This is a genomic window from Rhodococcus sp. 14-2483-1-1, from assembly GCF_002259335.1.
In the GTDB taxonomy this organism is placed as follows: domain Bacteria; phylum Actinomycetota; class Actinomycetes; order Mycobacteriales; family Mycobacteriaceae; genus Rhodococcoides.
This window is the reverse complement of record NZ_NPFX01000007.1, coordinates 201329-217979: the sequence shown is the minus strand read 5'-3', so window position 1 is coordinate 217979 and position 16651 is coordinate 201329. Positions and strand designations below refer to the sequence as shown.

The 16651-nt window shown below is 65.1% G+C and carries 13 protein-coding genes; 7 read left to right on the top strand and 6 right to left on the bottom strand.

What is annotated here, in order from left to right; translation table 11 throughout:
* Nucleotides 1–42 precede the first annotated feature (42 nt).
* On the bottom strand, nucleotides 43–1173 hold the full coding sequence (locus CH294_RS07390; RefSeq protein WP_094737493.1) for a YbhN family protein: 1131 nt from the start codon (nucleotides 1171–1173) through the stop codon (nucleotides 43–45).
* Nucleotides 1174–1182: 9 nt separating this feature from the next.
* A complete protein-coding gene (locus CH294_RS07385; RefSeq protein WP_032378364.1) occupies nucleotides 1183–2658 on the bottom strand; it encodes an adenylate/guanylate cyclase domain-containing protein in 1476 nt (491 codons plus the stop codon).
* A 142-nt stretch (nucleotides 2659–2800) separates the two neighbouring features.
* On the opposite strand from CH294_RS07385, the gene CH294_RS07380 reads away from it, so the two are divergent.
* Genes CH294_RS07380 through CH294_RS07365 form a run of 4 tightly spaced genes read left to right on the top strand, consistent with a single transcriptional unit; the run spans nucleotide 2801 to nucleotide 6047 of the window.
* Nucleotides 2801–3979 carry an AI-2E family transporter gene (locus tag CH294_RS07380; protein ID WP_032405806.1) on the top strand — a complete coding sequence of 393 codons (1179 nt, stop codon included), beginning with the start codon at nucleotides 2801–2803 and terminating at the stop codon, nucleotides 3977–3979.
* Entirely contained in the window at nucleotides 3966–5135 is a 1170-nt protein-coding gene (locus CH294_RS07375) for a DUF5931 domain-containing protein (RefSeq protein ID WP_170944624.1), read from the top strand. The genes CH294_RS07380 and CH294_RS07375 overlap by 14 nt, the downstream gene beginning before the upstream one ends.
* Before the next feature lie 29 nt (nucleotides 5136–5164).
* Nucleotides 5165–5791, top strand: coding sequence for a response regulator transcription factor (locus CH294_RS07370; RefSeq protein ID WP_170944630.1), 627 nt, complete (start codon nucleotides 5165–5167; stop codon nucleotides 5789–5791).
* Between the two features lie 37 nt (nucleotides 5792–5828).
* Complete coding sequence (locus tag CH294_RS07365) at nucleotides 5829–6047, top strand: hypothetical protein (protein ID WP_032405263.1); 219 nt, start codon at nucleotides 5829–5831, stop codon at nucleotides 6045–6047.
* 2 nt (nucleotides 6048–6049) lie between these two features.
* Here the strand turns inward: CH294_RS07365 and CH294_RS07360 are convergent, their stop codons facing one another.
* A complete protein-coding gene (locus CH294_RS07360) occupies nucleotides 6050–6439 on the bottom strand; it encodes a hypothetical protein (RefSeq protein WP_032405807.1) in 390 nt (129 codons plus the stop codon).
* A 110-nt stretch (nucleotides 6440–6549) separates the two neighbouring features.
* Between CH294_RS07360 and CH294_RS07355 the strand changes: the two genes are divergently transcribed.
* The 3 genes from CH294_RS07355 to CH294_RS07345 all read left to right on the top strand — a co-directional run bounded on the left by CH294_RS07355 (nucleotide 6550) and on the right by CH294_RS07345 (nucleotide 10359).
* Complete coding sequence (locus CH294_RS07355) at nucleotides 6550–7662, top strand: glycosyltransferase (protein WP_094737490.1); 1113 nt, start codon at nucleotides 6550–6552, stop codon at nucleotides 7660–7662.
* A 21-nt stretch (nucleotides 7663–7683) separates the two neighbouring features.
* Nucleotides 7684–8334, top strand: a complete 651-nt coding sequence (locus CH294_RS07350) for a DUF1707 domain-containing protein (protein WP_032405265.1) — start codon at nucleotides 7684–7686, stop codon at nucleotides 8332–8334.
* Nucleotides 8335–8412: 78 nt separating this feature from the next.
* Entirely contained in the window at nucleotides 8413–10359 is a 1947-nt protein-coding gene (locus CH294_RS07345) for a DUF2339 domain-containing protein (protein WP_170944623.1), read from the top strand.
* Nucleotides 10360–10437: 78 nt separating this feature from the next.
* Here the strand turns inward: CH294_RS07345 and CH294_RS07340 are convergent, their stop codons facing one another.
* The 3 genes from CH294_RS07340 to CH294_RS07330 all read right to left on the bottom strand — a co-directional run bounded on the left by CH294_RS07340 (nucleotide 10438) and on the right by CH294_RS07330 (nucleotide 16646).
* Entirely contained in the window at nucleotides 10438–12591 is a 2154-nt protein-coding gene (locus CH294_RS07340) for an MMPL family transporter (protein ID WP_037147310.1), read from the bottom strand.
* A gap of 134 nt (nucleotides 12592–12725) precedes the next feature.
* A complete protein-coding gene (locus tag CH294_RS07335) occupies nucleotides 12726–15959 on the bottom strand; it encodes an MMPL family transporter (protein ID WP_094737489.1) in 3234 nt (1077 codons plus the stop codon).
* Nucleotides 15960–16646, bottom strand: a complete 687-nt coding sequence (locus CH294_RS07330; RefSeq protein WP_230592732.1) for an NYN domain-containing protein — start codon at nucleotides 16644–16646, stop codon at nucleotides 15960–15962.
* Between the last annotated feature and the right edge of the window lie 5 nt (nucleotides 16647–16651).

Here is a 16651-nt window from a genome sequence, read left to right as displayed (position 1 = left end):
CCGGGTGAACGGAAAGTGACGAACGCCACTGACCGTCTGCGTTTACGCCGGCTCCGGATCGCCCTTCGCGTCCCGGCTGTTCTCGGTGCGTCGCAGCTCGGCGGTCTCCTGCTGTTCGAGCGCAATATCGAACTCGAGATCGGCGTGCTGGTGCTTGCGGAAGAGCACCAGAAACACGATCCACCCGACGATGGCGACAAGGATGAAACTGACCCCGCGATAGACCAGCGCCGACGCGACCGCCTGCGACGCAGTGATCGATGCGGCGCTGGTCAAGAACGCGATGAGGGTGGCGTCGACGACAACCAGACCGCCCGGCGCGAGTGGAACGGATCCGACGGCTTTGCCCGCCGCGAAGGCGATGAGCAAACCGGACAGTCGTGGATCCGCGCCGACGGCGAAGCACGCGAACGCCAGGCAGGCCACGTCGCCGAGTCGATGTACCGCCGACCACGACAGCGTGAGCGCCCCGTCGCGTTTGCCGAGCTGGACGGACTGAATCTGACCGATGATCTTGTCGATGCCCTCGGCTCCGGCATCGAGCTCGTGGTTTCGGAACGCGTTGTAGCGACGCAGTCCCCAGCGCGCGACGGTCTTGATCGACTGGGGGTGATTCGAGATGTAGCGGACGGCGACGACGATCGCGATGACTCCGGCGATCGGCAGCACCACGGTGAACGTGTTGAACGAACTGCCGACGACCAATCCTCCGGCCACCCCGAGGACAGCCAGTCCCGCTGCGGCGATGACGCCGGAGATGGCCAACTGCCACGACGCCACCACGGGGCTCGCGCCCCAGCGACGGGTCTCGCGATAGGTGAACGCCGTCGAGAAGACCTGCCCGGCGGGGAGGGTGAGCGCCATCGCGGTACTGCCGTAGATGACGGCCACGGACTTACGCTGACGTACTTTCACGCCGCCTGCGTCGAGTAGTTGTTTCTGTACTCGGCCGAATGCGCTCAGTGACACTGCTTGAGCGACGATGCAGGCCGCCAGCCATCCCCAGTGGATTTCACGAACGGCGGTCCAGGATTCGTGCAGCCGCGGCCACAGGTAGATCGCCTCGCCCACCAGCAGCGCAACCAGGGCGATTCCAGCGATCCATTTGAGCCACCGGAGCCGGTTTCGCGGACGCCGCACTCCGGGTCCGCGGGTGGAGCTGGGGTCGGGCACCTTGTCAGACTAACCGTCGCCGGGTGTGGCGTCGGGATACTCGACCGGCCAGGCCAGGTGGGTGGCCCGTCGTCGACCACGCAGTTGAACCTGGTCTCCCAACTCCCACTGTTCCTGTTCCTCGTCGTCGGCGAAGTACAGGGCCGAGGTCGACGCCAGGACGCGTCCAGGGCGCAGTTTCGCCAGCTCGGTGAGTCGCGATGCCTCGTTGACCGGGTCTCCGATGACGGTGTACTCGAAGCGTTCCGAGGCTCCGATGTTGCCGGCGACGGCAAGACCCGCCGAGACGCCGATGCCGATGTCGAGGCCGGTGATCTCGTTCAGTGCGAATCGCAGTTCACGGGCGGCGGCGAGCGCGGCGGTAGGGGCGTCCGGACGATCGAGTGGGGCTCCGAATATCGCGAGGGCCGCGTCGCCCATGAATTTGTTGACGAAGCCGTGATGACGTCCGACGACATCGACGACGACGCGGAAGAACTCGTTGAGCAACACCACGACCTCGCTCGGTGGGCGCTCGGAGGCGGTGGCAGTGGAGCCGACCATGTCCACGAACAGCACCGCGACGAATCGTGTCTCGCCGCCGAGTTCGGTACCGAACTGCAATGCGCGACGCGCCACGTCCTCGCCGACATGCTGGCCGAACAGCTCTCTCAGGACGCGTCGTTCGGCTGATTCCTCCATCATGCGGTTGAAACCGACCTGCAGGCGGCCGATCTCGCTGCCGTCGAACACGTCGACCTCGACGTCGGTCTCGCCGCGCTGAACGCGTTCGATGGCGCTGTGCAGCTGGCTGATGGGGTCCGAGATCTGGCTCGCGGTGAGCATCGACAGGACGAATGCCTGCACGATGGCCAGCACACTGAGCAGGATGATGGCGACGGCGAGGGCGTTGGGGGAGAACACCAGATCGGTGGTCAGCTGGGTGGCGCACAGCAGGATGATGCCGATGACGGGCATCAACGTTCCCAGTCCCCACGTCATGGCCATGCGGGTACCGACGCCGGGCGTCATCGTGCGATCGAAGCGGCCCTCGCTCAGAGCCATCGCCGCGACCGGCCGCAGGATGCGCTCGCCGAGCATGTAGGTGAATCCGAAGGTGACCGTCGCGGCCATTCCGACGGTGACGATGACCGCGATCGACAGCGACGGCATCTCTGCGATGGTCAGCAACACGAAGATGATGCCGCCGATGATCCACAGAATCAGGTGCACGATCGCCTGACGCAACGGCGCGTGCAGCGTCGTCATCTGTTCCTTGCGGGTGGGCGGACCACCGCGGAGCTGCCACCTGATGACCGAGCGCAGCAGTGTGTACGCGTAGATCAGGCTGACCACCAGGGCGACACCCAGATAGGCACCGAAGATGTACACGTTGCGGACACGATCGGCGACGATCGACTGCGATTCGGGGATGGGCAGGCCGTAGCGCACGAACGCGAACACGAGCACGGCCCCGAAGACATTGGCGATGAGCATCGAGAACATATAGAGCGGCCAGCGACTCTTCAGAGTGAGCGAGACCGCTCGGAAAGATGCCAGCACAGGTTAAATTTAGCGGGTGAGCACCGACGAGTTGCGGGCGCAAGGTACGGGGGCGTCCCCGGGCCCCACTTCGGCGGCAGATTCGGTGCACCCGCTGGTGCGGGTCGGGGCGGAATGGACGTGGCGAATACTTGTCCTGTTCGCCGGATTCATCACTTTCGCGTATGTGGTCGCGAAGCTGAGCACCGTCGTCATTCCGTTGGGTCTTGCACTGTTGGCGTCGGCGATGCTCGTGCCGGTCGTCGACTGGATGCATCGACGCGGAGTGCCGCGAGCCGTCGCGGTGATCATCGTGATCATTGCCAGCATCGGCGTCGTCGCCGGGATCATGACCTTCATCGTCGAGCAGTTCATCGAAGGTCTGCCGCAGGTGGGCGATCAGTTCACCCAATCGATCAACGGCGTCGAGGAATGGCTCAGCAGCGGACCGCTGCACATCAGCGAGGACCAGATTCGGCAGGCCACCGACAACCTGGTCAAGGTCATTCAGGACAACCAGGAAGCCGTCACCAGCGGAGCACTGACGACCGCCGCGGTGATCGGTGAGATTCTCACCGGCGCACTGTTGACACTGTTCACGCTCATCTTCTTCCTGTACGGCGGCGATCAGATCTGGCAGTTCGTCACCCGGCTCGCGCCGACCGGAGCCCGCAGGAAGATCCGCACCGCGGGCATCCAAGGTTTCGGATCTCTGGTGGGATACGTCCGCGCGACGGTTGCCGTGGCGGCCGCGGATGCCATCGGCATCGGTGCCGGTCTCGCCATTCTCGGTGTGCCGCTGGCTCTCCCGCTGGCCTCGTTGGTGTTCATCGGCGCGTTCATCCCGATCATCGGTGCCGTGTTGACCGGATTCGTGGCCGTGTTCATCGCCCTGGTGACCAAGGGCCTGATCACCGCCGTCATCACCCTCGGCATCGTGGTCGCCGTCATGCAGCTCGAAGGGCATGTGCTGCAACCACTTCTGCTCGGACGCGCGGTACGGCTGCATCCACTGGCGGTGGTGCTGTCCATCACCGTCGGAATTCTGCTCGCCGGCATCGTCGGTGGCCTGCTCGCCGTACCGATCGTCGCAGTGCTCAACACCGCCGTGCGGTCGCTGCTCGCCGACGATCCGGAGGAGGTCTACGAAGAACTCGAACCGACCGACCCGCTGTACGCGGCCGAAGCGAGTGATCCGCACACACCTCCCGGTGCCGACGAGCCCGATCGACTTGCCAAGGGAGAACTGAAGATTCCGGGCCAGAACACCGATGCGGACGGCTGATCGGGTGCGGACCACGCTCACCTCGTCCGATCCCGACACCCCGCTGTGGCGGGCCTCGCAGGCCTTTCGCCTGATCACCCTCGTCTACGCCGTCAGCTACCAGGTCGCCACCGTCGACAACTACACCAATCCCCGCTTGAGCTGGGTGTTCGTTTCCCTGATGGCCGTGTGGTCCGGGGCATCGGCGTTGATGCTGGCGCGCGCATCGCTGCCACGGTGGCAGGTGGTGCTCGCCGATCAGGTGATCGTCATCGCCCTGATGGCCTCGACGCGGCTGGTGGCCGATTACGACTGGTACAGCACCCGCCAAACCCTGCCCACCACGCTGTGGGCCACCAATGCCGTCATCTCCGCGGCAATCCTGTTGGGTCCCAAGGGAGGGATTGCATCCGGTGTCGTGATGTCGGTGGTCAGCGCGTTCGTTCGCGATCGCTTCGACTCCGACCTCTGGTCCGACGCCACTGCTCCGGTATTGCTCTCGGCCGGGCTGGCGCTGGGAATGGCGTCGAACACTGCCCGGCGCGCTCACGAAGAGCTGCGTCGCGCAGCTCGATCGGCCGCGATCACCGAGGAACGTGAACGACTCGCCCGGCAGGTGCACGACGGGGTACTGCAGGTACTGGCCCTCGTGCGCCGGCGAGGGCTCGAAATAGGCGGGCCTGCTGCAGAACTCGCGACTCTTGCCGGTGAGCAGGAAGTCGCGCTGCGCGTGTTGATCTCGGAACAGGCCGCTCCGCGCGATGATCACACCGGTTCGATCGTGGACGTGCGCGCGTTGCTGCGCACGCAGGCCGGTACTGCAGTCTCCGTCTCCACTCCGGCCGACCCGGTGCTCGTCGAATCCGAAGTGGCCGAGGAACTCGCCGCAGTGGTGGCAACTGCACTGTCCAACGTCGAACTCCATGCAGGGTCCGCGGCCAAGGCGTACGTGTTGCTCGAGGACGTCGACGGAGAGCTGATCGTCAGTATTCGCGACGACGGCCACGGCATTCCCGCCGGACGGCTCGCCGCCGCCGAAGCCGAGGGTCGGATGGGCGTCTCGAAATCGATACTCGGCCGCGTCGAATCCCTGGGTGGCACAGCACTGCTCGATACCGCCGACGGCGAGGGGACCGAATGGGAGATTCGTCTTCCGAGAACGAAGGGACTTCGATGACAGAGGAGACGAATTCCGAGGTCGCGGTGATGGTCGTCGACGATCACCCGATGTGGCGTGACGGCGTCGCCCGAGATCTCGAGGCCGCCGGATTCAGGGTCGTTGCCACCGCGGACGGCGTCGCCGCTGCCGGACGCCGCGCCCGAGCCACCACTCCCGACGTCGTGCTGATGGACATGCACCTGCCCGACGGCAATGGGGCCGACGCCACCGTGGCCGTCCTGGAGGCGTCGCCCGAGACCAAGATCCTGGTGCTCTCCGCCTCTGCCGAACGCAGCGACGTGCTCGACGCGATCAAGGCGGGTGCGACGGGTTACCTGGTCAAGAGTGCATCGGCGGAGGAGCTGTTCGACGCCGTCCGCGCCACCGCAGCCGGGCAAGCCGTGTTCACTCCCGGTCTCGCGGGCCTGGTCCTCGGGGAATTCCGGCGGATGTCGTCGTCGCCCGAACCGGAATCCGATACGCGCCCCACGCTGACGGACCGGGAAACCGAGGTATTGCGACTGGTGGCAAAGGGTCTGAGCGCCAAGCAGATTGCGACGCGATTGACGCTCAGTCACCGCACCGTCGAGAACCATGTGCAGGCGACGTTGCGGAAATTGCAGCTGGCCAACCGTGTCGAACTGACTCGCTACGCCATCGAGAAGGGGCTGTAGGGGTTTGCGTCTCGGGCCGACGGGCACTCTTGACCCCATGACCGACAACAAAGCAGTGGACACCACCGTCGACCCGGCGAAGCACTCGAAGGGCGTCGACGCCGATCTCGATCAGACCGGTGCCGAGCGCGACGAGGCGGTCGACGAGTTCGACGGCCATCTCGACGGATCGGGTGACGAGCCTTCTCTACCGACCCCCGAGCCGACCCACGTGGCCGACAAATCCGACGAGAAGACCGTCACCCGCTCCGAGTAGTACTACTGCGCACACAGTTTGCCGAGCGCGAACTTGGCGACCGGTACGTACGGCAGGACCAGGGGCATCGGTCCGTCGATCGTCAGCCAGGCCCTGGTCCCGTTGGGGCGTGAGACGACGCCGTGCGTCAGGTCGACTCCGATGGCCTGGTTCTGGAACCACGCCGACCATGCCCAGGTCCACGACCGCTCGTCGACCGAATGCACCCGAAAGTCGATCGGCAGTCCCAGCGGCCCCAGCACTCGGCCTGTGCTGTCCGCGGTGAGTCGCTCGCCACGATATTCGACGCCGATGATCTGGGGAGCCCAGGTTTTCCATGCCGTCGGCTCCATGTAGCGCTCCCAGACCTCGGGCGCTGCGGCGTTTCCGGTGGATTGCAGTGTCACTCGCATCTGTTCCACCTACCCGCTGGTAGCGATCCCCACACAGAAATTTCGCGAGGGTTCGGCCACTGTCCATCGCTGCGGTGCCCGGTGGACGTCCGGGTGGGAAGACTGGTCGGGTGCGCATCGTGCAGGTGGCCAACTTCTACGGACCTCGGTCCGGCGGTTTGCGGACGGCCGTCGACGAGTTGGGATCGGGCTACGTCGCAGGCGGCCACGAGGTGACGCTGATCGTTCCGGGAGCGCAGTGGAGCGAGGAACTGCTGCCCTCGGGGGTGGTGCGTATCGAGGTGCCCGCCCCGCAGATCCCGTGCACCGGCGGCTACCGGGTTGCCGACCCGCGGAGAGTGTCGGCGGTGGCGTCCGGGCTGCGGCCGGACGTGATCGAGGTATCGGACCGGCTGACGCTGCGCGGCATGGGAAGCTGGGCCGCGCGGCGGGATGTACGCAGCGTGATGATCTCGCACGAACGCCTCGACCGTCTGCTGGCACAGACGATGCCGATGCGCTGTGCGCGTCCCATTGCCGATCTGGCCAACCGCCGCACCGCCGAGCAGTACGACGCCGTTGTGTGTACCACCAAGTTCGCGCAACAGGAGTTCGAGCGCATCGGGGTTCACAACGTGCATCGGGTGCCACTCGGGGTGGATCTCGACCTGTTTCATCCGCGGCGTCGGCACGTGGGTGATCGGTCTGCATGGTTGGGCAACGCGGATCGTCTGCTGGTGCACTGCGGCCGCTTGTCGGTGGAGAAGCACGTCGAGCGAAGTATCGATTCGCTTGCTGCACTCAACGATTTGGGCATACGTGCTCGATTGGTCATTGCCGGCGACGGTCCCCGCCGGGCCGGCCTGGAACGACGCGCCCGAGGCCTCCCGGTGGACTTCCTCGGCTTCGTCACCGGCCGGTCGACCGTTGCATCCCTACTCGCCTCGGCCGATATCGCTCTTGCCCCCGGCCCACACGAGACGTTCGGACTCGCCGCGCTGGAATCACTGGCAGCAGGTACACCCGTCGTCGTCTCCGAGACCTCGGCGCTGGCGCAGATCGTCACCCCGCACTGCGGAGGATCCTCGAAAAACACTGCCGACGGGTTCGCTGCGGAGATCGAGCGAGTACTCGAACTGCCGGTGGACGGCCGTCGTATCGCCGCCAGGTTGCGTGCCGAGGAGTTCGGCTGGCCCGCATCGGTGTCCGGAATGCTGTCGGTTCTCGGCGGTCGCGCAGCCTGAGATCTTCGCTACCCTGAGTGCATGGAGGCAAGGGATCTGCGAGTGTCCGATGCCGAACGTGAACACGTCGGGCAATTGCTGCAACGCGCGGTGGGGCAGGGCATGCTCTCGCTCGGTGAGTTCACCGAGCGAATGGACACCGCCCTGGCGTCGAAGACGCGCGGTGAGCTGAACTCGGTTCTCGTCGACCTGCCCGGGATGCACCTGGCCGAGGAGCATGGCCCGGCACCGAAACCCTTCGCCGCGCCGACCCCGCAACAGCCTCCACGCCGTGTTGTTCAGGAGCATTGGGGGCACGGCGGCGGCGCGTCGGACACACTGCGCGGCACCATGTCCACCATCACCCGCAAGGGACCGTGGAACGTGCCGCCGAGCCTGCGCGTCTCCACCCGCATGTCCACGGTGACGCTCGACTTCACCCAGGCAGTCATGTCGACGCAGGTGGTCGAGATACACGTCGACGACTACTGCAGCACCGTGACACTGATCGTGCCCACCGAAGCGACCGTCGACCTCAACGGTGTCGACACGGTGGCGGGCAGCGCCACCAACAAGGTCCGCACCGGCCCGCCCTACGGGCCGCTGCATCTTGTCGTGTCGGGCAAGGTTCGGTTGGGCTCGGTGACCGCAAAACATCCCTTCGGCAGCTCGATCCGCAGGATGTTCGGCTAGAGATTCGGCTGTTCTACTCGAGAGAACCGGGTAGCACTACTCACGCTTTTCGGCGGCAATGCTCGCAGTATCTAACCCATGACTTCTTCCCAGAACTCCGGGCTGGATCCGCAACTCGTCGCGCGACTGTCCAGTCGCTTCGATTCCCTGGGCGACCACATGCGTCAGGTGGCCGTCGATCTGCAGACCTTGCAGTCGCAACTCGGTGCCGCTCCCCAGGCTCCTGCTCGTGCTCCTCAGGCCCCTGCCCCGGTGCCGCCTGCTCCCGTTGCGATGTCCTATGCCCTGCCTTTCGTGCCGCAGCAGCTCCCACCGCAGAACTACGGTCAGCCGATGTATCGGACCATGAGGCAACCTGCGGGTCAGCCTGCGGGTCAGCCTGCGGGTCAGCCGGTGGGTCGCACTCAGCCGGCCGCCCCTGGTCCGGTTGCAGCGCCACGTGGGCCGGTAGTCGCGCCGCGTCCGCCCGCTCCGCCGAGGGAGCCCTGGTGGCAGCGCGACGGGGTCATCAGTCGTCTGCTGGCCGTCGCCGGGGCCGGCGTCACCCTCGTCGGTGTCGTGATGCTGTTGGTGCTCGCGGCGCAGGCCGGGTGGTTCGGCCCACCGCTGCGGGTCGCGGCCGGAGCCGTCTTCTCCGTCGCGCTGATCGGTGCGGGCGTTCGGGTGTTCGGGCGCTCCGGTGGACGGGTCGGCGGAATTGCTCTCGCTGCCACCGGCATCGCGGGCCTGTACCTCGACGTGCTTGCGACGTCCGTTCTGTACGGCTGGCTCGATCCCGTGATCGGGCTGATCGTCGCATTCGGAATTGCAGCTGCCGGAACAGCTCTGGCGGTGCAGTGGAAGTCGCAGCCGATGGCAGTGTTGATTCTGGTCGGCGTCGCGGTGTGCGGCCCGGTACTGACCGAGGGCCTCACCCTGGCGTTGATCGCATTCTTCATCGCCACGTATGTCGCCGGCTTCCCCGCCCAGATCGGTCGGAATTGGCAGATCCTGCAGGTTGTTCGGACCGTTCCCCTCGTCGGCACGGTGTTGACTGCGGTCGCCACTGCCGACATGAACGGCTCGACAGATAACTACTGGCTGCTCCTGGCAATCGTGCTCACGGCTGTACTCGGTATCGGAATGTCGCTGGAGCTGTTGCGCCGCAACGTCTCCGATGTGGTTGCGACCGTGATGATCGCCCTGCCGGCGCTGCCGGTCCTGCTCTCCGTCGACATCTTCGACCGCGGTGTTACCGTCACCCTTCAACTGGTTCTCGCTGCTGCCGCAGTAGCGATCGTGGCTGTGGTGAGCTGGTTGCCGGGACATGCTCGCATCACGGTCGCGGTGATCGGTGCCCTGGCCACGTTGCAGGCTGCAGTCGAGTCGACAACCCTCGAAATCCGTCCGGTCGTGCTGTTCGCTGTCGCCCTCGCTCTGCTCGCCGTGGCGCACAGCATTCGCTCGACACTTGCGTACCTGATCGGCAGCGGATTCGGCGTGATCGGTGCACTGATGTTCGTCTCGGTCTGCCCGCCCCGGGCGCTGTTGGACTCCGATTTCGCCGTCGGCAGTGCCGGCATCGTGATCGGTGGAATCCTGCTGGCAGCAACGGCCTTCGCCTTCGCCTATGTACTGGCCGAGTTGAACCTGGTCGACGACGGAATGCAGACCATCGCCATCGTCTGCGGAGTACTCGCGCTCTACGGACTGACGGCGGCAACGGTCATGCTCGGCATCGGAATCGGCGGCGAAACAACAGGATTCACGGCAGGTCACACTGCCGCGACCATCGAGTGGATGATCGCAGCCTTCGCGCTCCTGGCCTTCGGGCTGCGTAGCGTCACGCACGCCCATGCGGCACTCGTGGCCGGACTGGCCCTGACGGCGGCGGCCATCGCGAAACTGTTCCTCTTCGACCTCGTCGCGCTGGACGGACTGTTCCGAGTCATCGCTTTCATCGCAGTGGGTCTGCTGCTGCTGATCGCGGGCACCCGATACGCCAAGGTGTTCGCCGATCGCGAGAGTGCGGCAGTTTCTTCCTGATCCCCTGCTGCGTCGATGGACCATTGCACACGTCTCGGCGGTGCAATGGTCCATTCACGCGTTGCGGGGACAGGCGCGTCAGTCGTCTTTCGGGACGGTCTCGCCGAGTCCGAGCTTGCGCTGCATTCGTTTCATTCCGGCCGGTGCCCACCAGCTGGCGTCGCCGAGCAGTTTCATCGTCGCGGGCACCAGGAACATGCGGATGACGGTCGCGTCGATGATCAGAGCGGCGATCATGCCGTACGCGATGTACTTCATCATCACCAGATCGGAGAACGCGAATGCCCCCGTGACGACGATGAGGATCAAGGCCGCGGCGGTGATGATGCGACCGGTGTGAGAGGAGCCGATATGGATGGCTTCGCTTGTACTGGAGCCCTTTTCGCGAGCCTCGACCATCCGGGACAGGAGGAATACCTCGTAGTCGGTGGAGAGTCCGAAGACGATTGCCGCGATCAGCAACAGAATCATCGCCATGATCGGTCCGGGGGTGAAATTCATCCAACCGGCTCCGTGGCCGTCGATGAAGATCCACGTCAGAATTCCCATCGTGGAACCGAGCCCGAGCGTCGTCATCAGTACCGCCTTGATGGGCAGCACCAGCGATCCGAATGTCAGGAACATCAGTACCGTGACGACGATGACGACCAGTGCCGCCATCAGGGGTAGGCGATCGACCATCGCATCGATCGAATCCCGTTCGATCGCAGGCGTTCCCGTCACCTGCATCGTCGTGCCGTCCGGAGTGTCGATGCTGCGAAGGAATTCGATGGCGGGCGCGCTGTCGTTCCGATCGATCAACCCGGCCTTGAAGACGATGATGCCGTCCTTGCTGGCACCGACCGGGGTGAATTGCTCGATCAGGCCGGGTGCGTTGTTCGCCTGGGTGGTGATGGCTGCGAGTGTGGAACCCTGCGCGTTCTGGATGACCAGTTTGATGGGCTCGGTGCGTTGGCCGGGGAACAACTCGTCGAACTGTTCCTGCGCCACTCGCGTCGGATTATCCGGTGGCAGATACGTTTCGTTGATTCCGCCGAACGCGAGATTGCCGATGGGCAACGTCAGGGCCAGCAGTCCGAGAACGATGGTGACGACCACTTTGATGGGATTGCGCATGACCCAGTGCGTGAGCTTGCCCCACCTGCCGTTCTCGATCTCCTCCGAGGACTTCGTCTTGCGCATGAACGCGAGGCCGAGCGCATCGACGCGTGGGCCGAGAATCGACAGAATGGCGGGCAGGATGGTGATCGCGTTCAGGGCCGCGAGAGCAACCGTCGCAATCGAACCCAGGGCGACCGATCGCAGAAACCCGTGCGGAAACAGCAACAGGCCACCGAGGCACGCGACGATGATCGTCGCCGAGAACGCCACCGTGCGACCGGCGGTCATGACTGTTCGACGGACCGCATCGGGCGTGGATCTGCCGTCTCCCAGCTCCTCGCGGAAACGGGAGACGATGAACAGGCCGTAGTCGATGGCCAAGCCGAGCCCCACCAGCGACACCACCGGTGCGACGAAGGTGTTGACCTCGGTGACGTGGGTGAACAGCTTCACGATGCCGTTGGCCCCGATGACCGTCAGCGCGCCGACGATGAGGGGAAGCGCGGCAGCAACAACGCCGCCGAAGACGAAGAACAGCAGCACCGCGACGGCGGGGATGGCGAGGACCTCCATGCGATGGATGTCGTCGGTCATCGTCGACTGCAGAGAGGCCGCCACCGCCTGCTGTCCGGCGACCTGCACATCGACACCGTCGATGTAGAAGGCGTTCTGCACGGCCTCGAAGTTCTCGGTCAGTTCGGTGTCGTTGCTTCCGACGATCGCGATGCTGGCGATGGCATGCTGCTTGTCGGCGGTGCCGAGCGCCGCGAGCACCGGTGCTTCCGCAGTTCTGAAATAGCTGCCGTTGATCTTCGCGATGCGGTCCGGGTGGTCGGCGACCAGCGAATCGAGATTCTGGATGATCGCGGCATCGAACGACGGATCATCGATGTTCGAGCCCTCGGGAGCTGTGTAGAGCACGATGACATCGCCCTCGGTGTCACGCCCGAACGTCTCGTCCGCAAGATTGCTGGCCGCGGCCGACTGCGACGTCGGATCGTCGAATCCGCTCTGGCTCAGGTGGTCCGGTAGATCCCAGCCGTACGCCGCCAAGATCGCCAGCCCGGCCACCATCACCCCGAGAACGCTGTACCGAAGGCGGTGGACGAAGTTTCCCCATCGAACGAACACGTGTGTGTCACTCCCCCTCGGTGCACGCGGCGTCACCGCCTCGTGAATGAAACTTCGACCCCACTACGAGGCAGGAGTGTAGCCTGCGCAACGACCTATGCAGGTGAGCCGCTCACCTGTGCGGCAGCGCTCCATCAGCGTGAACGGTTGCGTTCCCTCGCAAGCAATTCGCTGACACTGAGTACCTGCCCGTTCTCCCCGCCGCGATGACGGCCACTGTCGCCACCCTCGGTTGCCGGTGCCGCACGACGGCCCGACGGCCTGTCCGACTCGGATCCGTTGGTGCCGGTGCGCTCGGACCCTGTGCGTTCGGACCCGTTGCGCTCGGACCCACGGTGTTCGGAGCCACGGTGTTCGGATCCATTGCTGCCGTTGTGCTCGGTGTCGTTGTCGGCGCGATGCTCGGTGCCATTGCTGCCATTGCTGGCGTTGTGGCCGGATCCGTTGCTGCTGTTGCCGTTTCGATTCGAGCTGCTTCCGGCTGACCCGTTCGGTGCAGAGCCGTTGTCAGCAGAGCCGTTTCGAGCAGAGCCGTTCTCGCCGTGACCGTTCCGATCGGATCCGTTGACGGTCGCGTTCGGTCGACTCGGCGGCGACGCACTGGGTGCGCGCAGATCGGCGAGCCAACTCTCTATGGACCGTGAGTCCGGTTCCTCGGCTCGAGGTGCCCGAGCAGGGCGGGGTCGGCTGGGCGGTGCGACCGGCGGACGCGGTGTGCTCGGTGCGCGCGGCGGCTCGACCGACGGAGAATCCGCAACCGGATCGACCGAGGGCGCAGGTCGAACTACCTCTGCGGCCTGGGTCGGTTCCGGCTCGACGGCCGGACGTGGCCCTGCAGTGGGACGTTGCCCTGCAGTAGGACGCGGCCCTGCAGTAGGACGCGGCCCTGCGTTCGGATGCGGCTCCACGGTCGGACGTGGACGTGGTGGTGTCGGCTGACTCGGGGCAGAGCGCGGAGCTTGCTGTGCCTGGGGAGCGGCCGGAGTTTCGCGGGTCGGCTCGGGTGGTGTTGCCGGCCGTCCCGTCACACTGCGCCTGGACTCTTCTTTCGCGGCGTGGGTCGCCCGGATGGGGCCCGAACCATGGGGCGCGACAACAGGAATGGGCTCGGTGAGCGGTTCGCTGCGGCGCGGTGCCGGACGCAGCGGCGGTGCGACCGTGGTGGACGGTGCACCCCCGGCGAGGGCGAGCTCTGGCACATCGGCGATGGGGAGGAGCTCGTCCTCGAGGATGGTCTCGCCGAGTCCGAGCTTGCGCTGAATTCGCTTCATCCACTGCGGAGCCCACCAGCAATCGTCGCCGAGCAGTTTCATCGTGGCGGGCACGAGGAACATGCGGATGAGGGTGGCGTCGATGATGAGTGCGGCGATCATGCCGTACGCGATGTACTTCATCATCACCAGATCGGAGAATGCGAACGCTCCGGTCACGACGATGAGGATCAGGGCCGCGGCGGTGATGATGCGACCGGTGTGCGAGGTTCCGATTCGGATGGCTTCGCTTGTGCTGGCACCCTTTTCGCGAGCCTCCACCATGCGCGAGAGTAGGAACACCTCGTAGTCGGTGGACAAGCCGAACACAATCGAGATGATCAGCACCAACACCGGAGCCATGATCGGACCGGGGGTGAAATTCATCAGCCCCGCACCGTTGCCGTCGATGAATATCCACGTCAGAATGCCCATGGTGGCACCGAGACCGAGGACGGTCATGAGCACTGCCTTGATCGGCAACACCAACGATCCGAACGTCAGGAACATCAGCAGCGTCACGATGAACACCACGAGGACGGCCATCAGTGGCAGTTTGTCGATGAGCGCGCTGATCGAGTCCTGCTCGATGGCAGGTGTGCCGCCGACGAGAACCGACGCTCCGTCCGGCACGTCGATGCTGCGGAGGAAGTCGATGGCGGGTTTGGAATCGTTTCGATCGACCAGGCCGGCCTTGAAGACGATGATGCCGTCCTTGCTGGCACCCACAGGGGAGAACTGTTCGACCAACCCGGGAGCGTTGTTCGCCTGGTTGGTGATCGCGGCTAGGTTGGCGCCCTGCGCATTGCTGATCACCAGTTTGATCGGCTCGGTGCGCTGACCGGGGAAGAGCGTGTCGAACTCGCCCTGCGCGACGCGGGTGACGTTGTCGGGAGGCAGGTAGGTCTCGTTGATGCCGCCGAACTTGATGTTGCCGACGGGCAGCGTCAGCAGCACCAGACCGAGCACGATGGGCACGGTGACCTTGACGGGGTTGCGCATCACCCAGCGGGTGAGGCGGCCCCACATGCCGTTTTCGATTTCCTCGCTCGACTTGGTCTTGCGCATGAACTTCAGACCGAGCGCGTCCACGCGTGGGCCGAGGATCGCCAGCATGGCGGGCAGGATCGTGATGGCCGTCAGTGCCGCGAGCGCGACGGTGGCGATGGAGCCGTAGGCCACCGACTTCAGGAAGCCCTGCGGGAACAGCAGCAGTCCACCGAGGGACGCGACGATCATCGTCGCCGAGAACACCACGGTGCGACCGGCCGTCATGACGGTCCGGCGCACGGCCTGTGGCGTCGTGTAGCCGTCGCCGAGTTCTTCTCGGAATCTCGACACGATGAACAGTCCGTAGTCGATGGCCAGGCCGAGGCCGACCAGTGAGACCACGGGCGCAACGAACGAGTTGACTTCGGTGAAGTTGGTGAACACCTTCACGATGCCGTTGGCTCCGACGACGGTCAGGCCACCGATGATCAGCGGAAGCGCGGCTGCGACCACGCCACCGAAGATGAAGAACAGCAGCACCGCGACGGCCGGGATCGCCAGTAGCTCCATGCGGTGGATGTCGCCGGCCATCGTCGACTGCAGTGCGCCCGCCACGGCTTGCAGTCCGGTCACCTGCACGTCGACGCCGTCGATGTAGAAGACGTCCTTGACGGCTTGGAAGTTGTTGGTCAGCTCGGTGTCGTTGGCACCGGCAATGGCAACGCTGGCAATGGCGTGTTGCTTGTCGGTGGTGCCGAGCGCGGCGAGGTTCGGAGCAGTCGCCGTCCGGAAGTAACTGCCGTTGACCTTCTCGATCTGGTCGGGGTGGTCGGCGGCGAGAGAGTCGAGATTGGCGACGATCTTGGACTGGAAATCCGGGTCGTCGATGGTCGATCCCGCAGGAGCTGTGTAGAGCAGGATGACGTCACCCTGCTTGTCGCGACCGAACGTGGTGTCTGCCAGACGGGCAGCCTGGGCCGATTCCGACGTCGGATCGTCCCAACCGCTCTGACTGAGATGGCTGTTGAGATCGAGACCGTAGGCTGCGAAGCCCAACAGCCCGGCCACCATGACACCGATAACGGTGTACCGCAGCCGGTAGACGATGTCTCCCCATCTGGCGAACACTTAAGAAACTCCTTGGCGCCCGACGAGCAGGGCGGACAGCGGTCGGAAGGGCTGCAGCCACGCGCCCTCGTCGGGGAGGGAGTCGAGACTCACCCGTGGCAGTGGCTCACGGAAGACGCCAGGAATGTCCTCGAGATCGAGAAATTCCAGGATGTCCGACGTGACAGCCCAGCTTGCGTGCTCCCGGAAACCCAGTACCTGGACCGGCACTCCGGTTGCTGCGATGGCCTCCAGCGGTCCCTTGAACGCTTGACCGTCGGCGGACGCGACCATGACCCCGGCGAGGCCGCCGTCACGGTTGCGGAAATCGATGTGGTCGAGCATGTCGGCGTCGACATCGCTGTCTTCGTCGACCTTGGGCTTGGCGAACACCGCGAAGCCCACGTTACGCAATGCTTCGACCCAGGGTCGGACGACATCGGCGCTACCGGGAGCGATATTGGTGAACACCGTCGCCTCGGGTTCGAGCGTCGCGGTGCCCGAGGTGGAGAGTTCGGCGGTGCGGCTGAGCAGCCAACGGCCCAGTGCATCGAACCGTGGGCGGTAGGCGGCGGTGGGTCTGCCACCCAGAATTGCACCCAGCCCCATGTCCAGGTTGGGGGCGTCCCAGACCAGCAGGACGCGCTTGCTGTGGCGCGATTCACCGATCGCGCCGAGTTCGGAGGGGTCGATCACGGTGTCGGGCATGTCCG

Coding starts and splice junctions, on each gene's coding strand:
- CH294_RS07385 (WP_032378364.1), bottom strand. CDS start 2,658: ATGTTCTCGATGCTCATCGCCAATGTCTTCGGGGCCGTGCTCGTGTTC.
- CH294_RS07375 (WP_170944624.1), top strand. CDS start 3,966: ATGCGGACGGCTGATCGGGTGCGGACCACGCTCACCTCGTCCGATCCC.
- CH294_RS07370 (WP_170944630.1), top strand. CDS start 5,165: ATGGTCGTCGACGATCACCCGATGTGGCGTGACGGCGTCGCCCGAGAT.
- CH294_RS07365 (WP_032405263.1), top strand. CDS start 5,829: ATGACCGACAACAAAGCAGTGGACACCACCGTCGACCCGGCGAAGCAC.
- CH294_RS07360 (WP_032405807.1), bottom strand. CDS start 6,439: ATGCGAGTGACACTGCAATCCACCGGAAACGCCGCAGCGCCCGAGGTC.
- CH294_RS07350 (WP_032405265.1), top strand. CDS start 7,684: ATGGAGGCAAGGGATCTGCGAGTGTCCGATGCCGAACGTGAACACGTC.
- CH294_RS07345 (WP_170944623.1), top strand. CDS start 8,413: ATGACTTCTTCCCAGAACTCCGGGCTGGATCCGCAACTCGTCGCGCGA.
- CH294_RS07330 (WP_230592732.1), bottom strand. CDS start 16,646: ATGCCCGACACCGTGATCGACCCCTCCGAACTCGGCGCGATCGGTGAA.